Below are 10,658 nucleotides of genomic sequence, written 5' to 3' on the forward strand. Positions count from 1 at the left end.
GAAGAAGAGAAGACCTGCGATCGCCATGCGCCGCAGCACTGGCACATTGCCGCGCCATTGCAGGAGGCACCCGAGAAATAGGCTCAGGCGCGGCATCAGAATCTCGCCGTGGCGGTGATCTGGGCGGTGCGCCCGACCATGATCGGGTCGGCCCCGGTAGCGCCGCCCTGCGCGAACTCGCGGTGATTTGCATGCAGGAGATTGCGCGCCGAGACGGCGAAGGCCAGCCTGTCGGAGTACCGCCAGCCGACACGCGCATCGGCCTCGTTGTAGCCGGGCACGGTGGTGAAGCGCAGCTTGGCGACCCGCCGTAGCGTGACATCGATATCCACGCCCGCCGCCAGCGACCAAGAGGACTGCAGCCGAACCTGGTAGCGGGGATCGTTTCCGGGCGCGATGGCGGCCACGTTGGCGCCGCTGAAGCGCTCGTGCATCGAGGTCAGTCCGGCATGAACAGCCCAGCTCCTGCTGACCTGGTAGCGGCCCCAGGCCTCGACGCCATAGACCTCCGCTTTGGATGCATTGATCAGTACGAAAGTGCGGTCGCTCAGGCGCCGGTAATTGCGCAGGCTCGAGTAGCGGCTGCCGAATACCGTGACCGAGTAGGACAGGTTCTCGCTGGGTTGAGCTCGCGCGCCAACCTCCAGCGTGTTGGCAATCTCCGAGCGGAAGTTGGGGCCGCCCGCCAGCTGGTAAGGTGGCTGCGCTGGCACGAAGAACTCGACATCGATGCGGGAGGGCGTGYGCACTGCACGGGACGCTGCGCTCCACAGCAGCAGTTGGGGCGACAGTTTCCAGCCCAGCCGCGCACTTGGCATCCATTCCGTGCCCGTGTAACTGTTGTGCTCGGCCTTGGTGCCCAGCGTCAGCGTCGCGGTCGGCGAAAGCTGGCGCTCATGCTGGACGAAGGCATTCGTCCAGTGCAGGCGCCGGGATGCGGGCAGAAAGGCCAGGCTGCCGTAGTTGCCGACTTCGTCCTCGGCCATGCGGTGGCCGCCGCCAAAGATCCACTGGCTGCCCTCGCTGGCAGCCAGCAGGTACTGCAGGTCGACATCGACGACCTGCAGGTTCTCGTTGTAGGAGCCAGGGACATCGCGCCAGGAGCGGTCGACGTAGGTCTGCAGATTCAGCGTGGCGCCGTCGTCCATCGGTCGTACCCAACGCGCCAGCAGGTTGCCACCATGGTGGCGCTGGTCGGCGGCATTGGGCTGGCTGATCGACTCCTTGTAGGCATCGCCCTGCAGCGTCAGCGCGCCGCCGCCGGCGTCGATACCCGCCCGAAAACCCAGCTGGAGCTTCTCGAAGCCATCGTCGGCATCGACGCCGCTGGCTCGCTCGCTGTCCTGGCGGCGGTTGTACTTGGCATAGGCGCGCACGGCGCCGCCGCCATCGGAGCGCCAGCCATGGCGCAGCGACAGGCCCTGGCTGAGATTGCCGGCCGCCGCCGACGCGAGCGTTCCCAGACTGCCCTCGGCGGGCGTCGTGATGACATTGATGACGCCGTTGACGGCATTGGCGCCCCACAGCGTGCCGCCCGGGCCGCTGACGACCTCGATGYGCTCCACGTCACCCAAAGGCACGTCCTGGGATTCCCAGAACACGCCGGAATACAGCGGCGTGTAGACGCTGCGGCCATCGATCAGCACCAGCAGCTTGTTCGCCGTGGCCGAATTGAAGCCGCGCGCGCTGATGGCGTACTGGCTGGCATTGATGCGTGCAACCTGCAGGTTGGGAGCCAGGCGCAGGGCTTCGGCCAGCGTATTGACGCCGGCGCGCTGGATGGCCTCCTTGGTGATGACGTAGATCGAGGCCGGCGCGTCGGCCAGGCGCTGCTCCCGTTTTGACACCGAGGTGATCTCGATGTCGCCCAGCTGCTCCAGTGACAGGTCTGCCAGGTTCGTGGTGCCAGCTGCCCCGGCGCCCTGGGTCACCATCAGAAGCGAAAAAAGCAGGCCCAGGCCATGAGCGCAGCGCGGCGCGCGCGGCCACCGTTCAACTCTCCCACCTGTCTCCTGTCTCGGCCGGCTGCGCAGCGTCTCAGACATGGCCGCCTCGTTCATTTGATTTGTAGGTCAGCTCATTCTGTGAGTCATGTGCTACAGAGGCAACGCAAACACAATGGCCGCGCCGTCGTTATGGTTTTTCGGCCGTTGGTAGGGGAGTCTGAAGTTGGGCCCCGATGGCTGTCGCGCCGCAAGTTTGTCAGTTGATATGGTAAGTTAGCTTTAGCATCGGTCGGACGACTTCAGGCCGCTCTGTGGCGGATGGCGTCATCGATCGCAGACAGCAGATCACCCTGGTCAAAAGGTTTGGCAACCCKGCGGAACCAGAGGATCGGCTCGCCGTCACCCTCGGGCATGGTGTCGGCCCCCGCGCTGATGGCGATCACCGGAATCCTGGCGGTACGCGGATCCTGCGACAGCAGTTGAAAGGCCTGGCGCCCGGTGAGTTCCGGCATCCGGTTGTCCATCAGGATGACGGCGGGCGCGTGGGCAAGGGCCAGCGCCACGCCCTCGCGCCCGTTGCTTGCCGTGATGAGGCGCAGGTCCGGCCGATGCAACAGCTGCGCGCGCACGAGTTCGTGGCTGGGCAGGTCGTCTTCGACCAGCAGCACGGTGAGCTGCGGCTGGATGTCGCTCACGCCGCCACGGCGCTCCTGCGGGCCGACGCCGATCTCCGGCTTCCGCGACACGGCTTCACCGCCAGCCAGCTCGAACCAGAAGCAGCTGCCCGTTCCGGGCGTGCTGTCCACGCCGATTCGGCCGCCCATCAATTCGACCAGGTGCCGCGTCACGACCAAGCCGAGGCCCGTGCCTTCCACGGCGCCCGTGCCTTCGCCGGAACGCCCCAGCCGATTGAAGGCCTCAAAGAGCTGGGTCACCTCTTGCGGGCTCAGTCCTGCGCCACCGTCCTGGACTTCGATGCGCACGCGCTCGGCGCCGGAAGGTCGCACCCGCAGTTCAAGCGCACCGCCCGGCCGGTTGTACTTGATGGCGTTGGACAGCAGGTTCAGCAGCACCTGCTTGAGTCGCGTTCGGTCCGCCACCACGGCCAGCGCGTCTGGCGGCGCCTCGAAATTCGTTTGCAGGCCGCGGGCCTGGGCTTGCGGCATGACCATGGCTTCGCACTCGGCCAGCAACTGGCGCAGCGGCAGTACCTGCATGTCGAGCTTCAGCTTGCCGGCTTCGATCTGCGACAAGTTGAGCAGTTCACCGATCAGCGTCAGCAGGTGCTCGCCGGCCTTCTGGATATGGGCGTTGAAGGCCGCTTGCCTTTCCGCGGGCAAGCCGTGGCCGGGGGTGGCGAGCATCTGCGAGAAGCCGATGATGGCGTTCAGCGGCGTCCGCAGTTCATGGCTCATGYGGCTCAGGARCTCGCTCTTGGCCTGGTTGGCATGCTCGGCGGCGCGGGTGGCAGCGACGAGCTCGCGGTTGGATGCTTCCAGCTGTTCGGTCCGCAGGGCCACCCGGTGCTCGAGCTGCTCGTTGAGGTCGCGCATGGTGGCTTCCACCGCCTTCTGGACCGTCACATCCTGCAGGGTGCTGAACCATCGCAGGCCGCCGACCTCGGCCACCTCCTCGAGGGGCTCGATCACCTGGGCCACCTGCACGACTTCGCCATCGGCGCGCACCAGGCGGTACTCCACTTCGACTTTGGCCCGCGTGCGCGCCGCTTCGAGGCTCGCACTGCGGTAGCTGGCCCGATCGTCGGCATGCACCAGCTGGTTCATCCAGTCACGTGTCGTGCGCGGCATGTCCTGCGGCGCGCAGCCGACGAGCTGGGGCAGGGTGTCGGACCAGCGCTCGAAGGAGCCGTCCGGGCGGGTCACCACATGGCTGAGTTTGGCCACCCCCTGGGCGCGCCGCAAACCGGCCTCGCGCTCTCGCAGTGCCGCTTCCGCCTGCATGCGCAGGGTCACGTCAAGCGGTGCGACGAAGCGGGCAGGCCGGCCTTCATAGAGCAACTCATGAGAGGTGATTTCGACGTAGATCAGCCGCCCGTCCTTGAGCCGATGCCGCCAGACGCCGCTGTTGAACACCTCGGCGGGCGTGAGGCGTACTGACGTCTCCACGGCGCCCACGTCTTCCGGTGGGCGGATGTCGCGGATGGACATCGAAAGGAATTCCTCGCGCGCGTAGCCGTATTTCTGGCAGGCCACCTCGTTGACGTCGAGAAAGCGCAGCGTCTGCAGGTCATAGACCCACATGGGCAAGGGGTTGCAGGCGAAGAGCTGTTGATACCGGCGTATGTCTGAGCCGCGTCTTCCCGCCAACTCACGCGCCAGCAAGCGCTTCCTGCGCAAGGTTTTTCTGCTTTGGTGAGCCACTTTCCTGGATCTCGTGACCATTCGTCCGCTCCTGCAAGCGTGGCCATAGTTCCCAGCGCGACAGTGCGCTGTCCCGACTCTATGCGCATCCGCGCACGCTCGGCCATCACCGCGGGACGAACGGCCAAGCAAACCGGTCAACGGGCCATGGCACGACGCCGCATCCATAGGCAAAGTTGACGCTCCTGTTCACGAAAGGGACCCTGTGAAGATTCGCTGGAAGCGCATGCGCGCAACGGTCATCGGCATTGCGACGCTCGGCATGATGCTCGGCACCACGCACGCCCAGGACAAGGAGGTCGGCACCGCGCCATCCGTCGCAGCGGCCACCGACTTGCCGCCATGGCTGCGCCGTGGATTGCCTGGCCCGGGCCACGCCATGCTTGCGCCGCTGGCGGGTATTTGGCGCGTGYAGATGGGTGTCTATGCCACGCTGGGCCGAAGCGCCGACGCACCGCCGATCACCTCCGACGACTTCGTCACGCGCCGCGAATGGGTGGCCGGCGGCCGCTACCTTGAGGACACAACCGAAGGCACGTTGGAAAAGTCACGCTATTGGCGCCGCGGCTGGCTGGGCTACGACAACATGGCTGCGCGCTACGAATGGGTCACCATTGACGAGGCGAACGCCGGGATGATGCGTTATGTCAGCCGCACGGGGTCGGGGCCGCAAACAAGCATTGACCTGTTCGGCACGTTCGTGGATCAAGGCGTCGCGGGCGAAGCTTTCGTTGGCAAGACGGTCCCGATGCGCACGGCGATACGCATCGAAGGGCAGGACCGTCACGTCATCGAGCTCTACTTCACGCCACCGGGCCGCAAGGAGGCGCTGGCTACCCGCGCGATCTACACGCGAACCGCACCGTGAGCCGGCAGCCCGACGCGCGCGCCGCACTGGTCGTGCTGGCGGTGGGAGCCTTCGTCTTCGGCACCGCAGAGTTTGTCATCGTCGGCGTGCTGGACCTGGTTGCGCGCGACCTGGGCACGTCGATCAACAGCGCCGGCTATATGGTGATGGCCTATGCGCTGGGCATCGCGATCGGCGGCCCCGTTGCAACGACGCTGACCACGCGCCTGGAGCGGCGCTCCGTGCTCGCGCTGTCGTTGGCGGTGTTCGTCACATTCAACCTCATCGTGATCGTCTCGCATGAGCTCGGTCTGCTTCTGGTCGCGCGCTTCGTGCCCGGCGCCATGCACGGGCTTTTCGTTGGTGCCGCCTCCGTGGTTGCGGCTGGGCTCGTGCGTCCTGAGCAGCGCGGCCAAGCCATGGCGATGGTCTTCGGCGGCGTGGCCGTTGCCACCGTACTGGGCGTACCGCTGGGGACGTGGGTGGCGCAGGCGACGGGCTGGCGCACGGCCTTCGCGGCTATCGTCGCGTTGGGTGCCGCGGCCTGTGTCGCAACGCTGTGTTTCGTGCCGCGCTCGAATGTTCGCCTTGCTGACCCGTTCGGGGTGCAGGTGCGCGCCGCCTTCGCGCCGCGCGTGCTGGCGTTGCTGGGCGTGGCCGCGCTGCTGATGGGCGGGCAGTTCAGCGCTTTCACCTTCATCGCGCCGTACCTGAAGCAGGTCAGTGGCGCAGCGGACGCGACGATCAGCGTTTATCTGCTCGCTTACGGCGTTGCCAGCGCCGTCGGCATGTTTGCCGGCGGGCGTCTTGCGGACCGCGATGCTGGCCTCACGCTGGTGGCGGCGAACGTGGTGCTGGTGGCCGTGCTCGGTCTGTTCTACCTCTTCGGTTCGAGCCCGATGGTGGCGTTGATCGCGCTTGCTGCCTGGGGCCTGGCGGGTTTCGGCATGGTTCCGGCGATCCAGTTGCGCGTGGTGGCGCTGGCGGGCCCTGGTGCCGACCTCGCCGCAGCCCTCAGCGCCTCCGCAGTCAATGCCGGCATTGCAGCAGGATCACTGGCCGGCGGCGTGGCGTTGGCGCGTTTGGGCGTCGAGGCGCCGATGCAGATGGCGCTGCTGCTGTGTGCGCTCGCGCTGCCCGCGACCTGGTCGACCCGGCGCCTTGCCGTACCGAAAGACCCCGTCTTACGCTCACCCGGACAGCCCGCGCACACTCGGCCGCCATGAACACCCACCGGGATAATCCAGGGCCCCCCGACCTCGACCTGCTGAACCCCGTTCTGCAGGACCTGCGGCTGGTGCGTGCGTCGTACTGCCGTACCGACATGACGGCGCCGTGGGGCCTGCAGATTCCGCGTCAGGATGGCGTGTGCTTCCATTTCGTGGTTGAGGGTGGATGCTGGCTGAGGCTGCCGTTGCAAGAACCCTTCTGGATTGGTCCGGGCGACGTGGCCTTGCTGCCGCGTGGCACCGGCCATGCGATCACCGACGCGCCCACGACGCCCGCCCGGCCGCTGGAAGAGTTCGACCAGGATTCGACCGGTCCCACCACGCACAACATGCGTGCCGGCGGTGGTGGCGCGCGTTCACTGATCGTCTGTTGCGCGCTCGAATTCGACGAACCCGCCGTGCATCCGCTGACCCAGTTGATGGACGAGGTGCTGGTGCTGCGGCGTACTGAGGCGAGTGACCCTGTACTGCCTACGTTGTTGTCCTTGATGGCCGCCGAGGTGGCGGCGCAGCGCGTCGGCGCCGCAACGATGATGACGCGGCTCGCCGATGCCGTGGTCACGGCCATGGTGCGTGGCTGGGCCGAGACCCACGCGGGAGACCTGAAGGGTTGGCTGGCCGGTGCGCGCGACGCACCGATTGGCCGCGCGCTGGCGGCGATCCATCACCAACCGGGTCATCTCTGGTCGGTCRTGGCGTTGGCGAAGATCGCCGGCTTGTCGCGTTCGGCCTTCACCGAGCGCTTCACTGCCGCTGTCGGCCTGTCTCCGGCACGCTATATCGCGCACTGGCGTATGCACGTGGCCGGCGCGTGGCTCCGTCATGGCCGCCTGACCGTCGCGGACATCGCACAGCGCCTGGGCTATGAGTCTGAAGCTTCTTTCAGCCGCGCATTCAAGCGCCTCTTCGGCGTACCACCGGGAAGGCTGCGCTGGCGGGCCGGCTGACGCCGCCGCCCGGCGCGGCAATTCACTTTGTTGCATTGCTAAACACAGGAGACACGATGCCCATCATCAACGTCAAAGTCAGCGCGACGCCGTCGCCGGAAATGAGCGCCCGCATCGCCAGCCTCCTGCTCGAGAAGACGAGCCGCATCCTCAAGAAGAAGCCCGAGCTCACCGCCATTGCCATCGAATACGTCGACCCTCACCATTGGATCGTCGGAGGCACTTCGCTGGCGGCGCAGCAAAAGAGCAGCTTCTATTTCGACATCAAGGTTGTCGACGAGACCAACACAAAGGCTGAGAAGGCGCTTTACGTGTCCGAGGTATTCGAGGCCTTTTCGCAATTGCTCGGCAAACTGCATCCGGAAAGCTATGTCTACGTGCAGGATGTCCGGCCAACAGCCTACGGGTACGGAGGTCTAACGCAGGAGTACCGGTTCCAGCACGGGGCGTGATCGCTCCGGAATACACGAGATGGTGGCAGGCAGGTGCGTGGTGCCGCTCGGTGAGTTCTATCACCTCCAGAAATATGTCTGCAACGCCCCGTCGGACGTGTCGCATGGCGTCCCAGTCATTGTTGGTCGCAAGCAGCGCCCGCGCCGCACGGCCTGCGCGCCGGCGCCCGGCACGCTTTTGTCCGGCACGCGATGTCCTGCGTCTCAAGCCTGGCCTTCGGCCTGCAGAGCCGCCTGGACCGCAGGGCGCTGGCGCATTCGCGCCTGGTGGGCCGCCAGGTTCTCCAGGCCCGCGATGTCCACGCCGACGCGGCCGGCCCAGCCGGTGATCACGAACAGGTAGGCGTCGGCCACGGTGAAGGTCTCGCCCATCAGGTAGGACTTGCCGGCCAGTTGCTGGTTCACCCAGCCAAAGCGATCGAGCAGTTTCTTCTTGAAGATCGGCCTGGCCTCTTCGGGCAGGGCCGGATTGAACAGCGGCGAGAAGCCTTTGTGCAGTTCGCTGCCGACGAAGGCCAGCCATTCCTGCACGCGCGTGCGTGCCAGGGTGCCGGCCGGTGGCAGCAGGCCTCGGTCGGGCGCGCGTTCGGCCAGGTACTGCACGATGGCTGCGTTCTCAGTGATGCGCTGGCCGTCGTCCAGCTCCAGCAGCGGCACGTAGCCGCGCGGGTTGATGGCGTAGTAGTCACTGCCATCGAGCAGTTGGTGGGCCTTCAAATTGACCTGCACGGTTTCAGCGGCCAGGCCCGCCTCCAGCACCACGATGTGTGGGCACAGCGAACAGGCACCAGGGGCGAAGTAGAGCTTCATGGAAAGGTCTCCTTGCGAGCGAGCGTGAGCCATGCAGGCTAATCCAATCGCTTCAGTCGTTCAAACCTCGAGGATTGCCGGGTGAGGGCAGGGCGCGCAACGCGCCCGCCCGGACCATGCCGCCGCTCAATCAGTCAGCGCCTGCCGTGGGCGGCCATTGCAGGCCGAGCTGCTCTCCGATATGGGCCCGCAGCGCTTCCAGGGACACAGGCTTGGTCAGGAACACGTTGACGCCGGCCTGCAGGCAGGCGGCACGGTGCTCGGCGGTGGCCGAGGCCGAGACCGCGATCACGGGCACGGTGGCCAGATCGGCCTCCCGCCGCAGTCGGCGCGTGGCTTCCACGCCGCCGACGGACGGCATCACGCTGTCCATCAAGATCAAATCTGGCCGGAAATTCCTTGCCGCCGCCAGCAGTTCGCTGCCATCGCTGGCCTGCGCCACTTCGAATCCGGCGTTGCTGAGGAAATCGCACATCAGTGTGCGGTTCGCCGCCACGTCGTCGACCACCAGCACGCGTCGTGGCGGCCCCGCATAGCGCGCCACGCCAGGTGCCCTGCGGGGGGCTGCCTCCGCCAGCTGCGCCACGGGCAACGGCAGCTCCACGCGAAACCGGGAGCCGCGCCCGAACTCGCTGTGCACCTGCATTTGTCCGCCCATGTCGTTCACCAGTGCGCGGGTGATCGCGAGCCCCAGCCCCGTGCCACCGCTGCGGCGCTGCGCGTCGCCCACCTGCTCGAAGGGTTTGAAGATGCGTTCCATGTCGTCGGGACGCATGCCGACACCGGTGTCCTCGACATCCAGCTGCAGCAGCACCTGCGTCGGGCCCCTCGGCTCGGCATGGGCTCGCAGCGCGACCGTGCCGCGGTCGGTGAACTTGATGGCATTGCCCAGCAGGTTCAGCAGCACCTGGCGCAAGCGGCGCTCGTCGGCCAGCACGGCCTCGGGCAAGCCTTCAGCGGCCTCGAACACGAAGGCCAGGCGCTTCTCGTCAGCCTTCACCCGCATGAGGTTCACGACCGTCTGTAGGAGGCCGGCCAAATGCACCGGCTCCGGGTTCAGGTCCGTTCGGCCGGCCTCGATGCGCGCCAGATCGAGAATGTCGTTGATCAGCGCCAGCAGGTGCTGCCCGCTCTGGTGGATGGTGTCCAGGCCGCGCGCCTGACGCGCGCTCAGGCCGCCCTCCATGCTCAGCAGTTGCGCGTAGCCGAGGACGGCATTCAGCGGTGTGYGCAACTCGTGGCTCATGCCAGCGAGGAACTCGCTCTTCGCGCGGTTGGCCGCCTCGGCGGCATGCCGGGCAGCGCGCTCGGTCTGGAGCATGCCGCGCTCCAGTTCGATCGTCGCGGTATGCGCGCGATCCCGGGCGTCCAGCTTCGACAGGGTGTTTCGCACCTGGCTTTCGACCGCCTCCTCGCTGAGCGCGAGCACTCTGGCGATTTCGGTGTAGGCGTTGCCCTGAGCGATGAATCGCAGGACGCTGATCTCCGCGGGCGTGAGGTTGTCGTCGATGATCTGCTCGGCCAGTTCAAATGACCCTTCCGACGGAAGCGCGTGGCGGCCAGCGTGCACGGCGCGGATGGCGTCCAGCAGCTCCTTGTGCAAGGCGTTCTTCAGAAGGTAGCCGCGCGCGCCGGCGTGCAAGGCGCGCTGTGCCTGAGCGTCGCCGGCATAGGTGGTGAGCACGATGATCCGGGCCTCGGGAAACTCGGCGCGGATCGCGCCGATCGCGTCAAGCCCGCTCATGCCGGGCATCTGCAGATCCATCAGCGTGACGTCGGGGCGGTGCGCGCGAAATTGCTGGATCGCTTCGCGTCCGTTCGCTGCTTCCGCGACAAGGGCCATGTCCGGCTCGACGGAAAGCAGCATCGCGATGCCCTGCCGCACGATCGGGTGATCGTCGACGCAGAGAACCTGGATGCGGGTCAGATCTTCGGTCATTCGCCGACCTCGCTGGGTGCGAACTTCTTGTGGAGGAACCACGATCGAGCCGGTACGGGTCGACTGTACGCTTGCGACGCCGGTGCACTGAATGCCACTTCCGTTCC

8 protein-coding genes are annotated in these 10,658 nt (G+C 66.6%); 4 read left to right on the forward strand and 4 right to left on the reverse strand.

All coding sequences use genetic code 11. The features are described 5' to 3' along the window. Nucleotides 1-95: 95 nt before the first annotated feature. A complete protein-coding gene (locus tag AC1DU6_RS10945) occupies nucleotides 96-1,934 on the reverse strand; it encodes a TOL_0244 family TonB-dependent receptor (protein ID WP_477857157.1) in 1,839 nt (612 codons plus the stop codon). Nucleotides 1,935-2,245: 311 nt separating this feature from the next. Then, the gene (locus AC1DU6_RS10950; protein ID WP_477857158.1) at nucleotides 2,246-4,495 is read right to left on the reverse strand and encodes an ATP-binding protein; all 2,250 of its coding nucleotides are present in this window, start codon (nucleotides 4,493-4,495) and stop codon (nucleotides 2,246-2,248) included. 58 nt (nucleotides 4,496-4,553) lie between these two features. On the opposite strand from AC1DU6_RS10950, the gene AC1DU6_RS10955 reads away from it, so the two are divergent. Genes AC1DU6_RS10955 through AC1DU6_RS10970 form a run of 4 tightly spaced genes read left to right on the forward strand, consistent with a single transcriptional unit; the run spans nucleotide 4,554 to nucleotide 7,802 of the window. Next, nucleotides 4,554-5,195, forward strand: a complete 642-nt coding sequence (locus AC1DU6_RS10955) for a DUF1579 family protein (RefSeq protein WP_477857160.1) — start codon at nucleotides 4,554-4,556, stop codon at nucleotides 5,193-5,195. Next, a complete protein-coding gene (locus AC1DU6_RS10960; RefSeq protein WP_056193217.1) occupies nucleotides 5,192-6,400 on the forward strand; it encodes an MFS transporter in 1,209 nt (402 codons plus the stop codon). The genes AC1DU6_RS10955 and AC1DU6_RS10960 overlap by 4 nt, the downstream gene beginning before the upstream one ends. Then, nucleotides 6,397-7,350, forward strand: a complete 954-nt coding sequence (locus AC1DU6_RS10965) for an AraC family transcriptional regulator (RefSeq protein ID WP_477857162.1) — start codon at nucleotides 6,397-6,399, stop codon at nucleotides 7,348-7,350. The genes AC1DU6_RS10960 and AC1DU6_RS10965 overlap by 4 nt, the downstream gene beginning before the upstream one ends. Nucleotides 7,351-7,406: 56 nt before the next feature. Then, complete coding sequence (locus AC1DU6_RS10970; RefSeq protein WP_056193224.1) at nucleotides 7,407-7,802, forward strand: tautomerase family protein; 396 nt, start codon at nucleotides 7,407-7,409, stop codon at nucleotides 7,800-7,802. A gap of 204 nt (nucleotides 7,803-8,006) precedes the next feature. On the opposite strand, the gene gstA is transcribed toward AC1DU6_RS10970, so the two are convergent. Next, nucleotides 8,007-8,612 carry a glutathione transferase GstA gene (gstA, locus tag AC1DU6_RS10975; protein WP_477857164.1) on the reverse strand — a complete coding sequence of 202 codons (606 nt, stop codon included), beginning with the start codon at nucleotides 8,610-8,612 and terminating at the stop codon, nucleotides 8,007-8,009. A 130-nt stretch (nucleotides 8,613-8,742) separates the two neighbouring features. After that, a complete protein-coding gene (locus AC1DU6_RS10980; protein WP_477857165.1) occupies nucleotides 8,743-10,551 on the reverse strand; it encodes a response regulator in 1,809 nt (602 codons plus the stop codon). Nucleotides 10,552-10,658 lie beyond the last annotated feature (107 nt).

Source organism: Roseateles sp. P5_B10 (genome assembly GCF_056400485.1).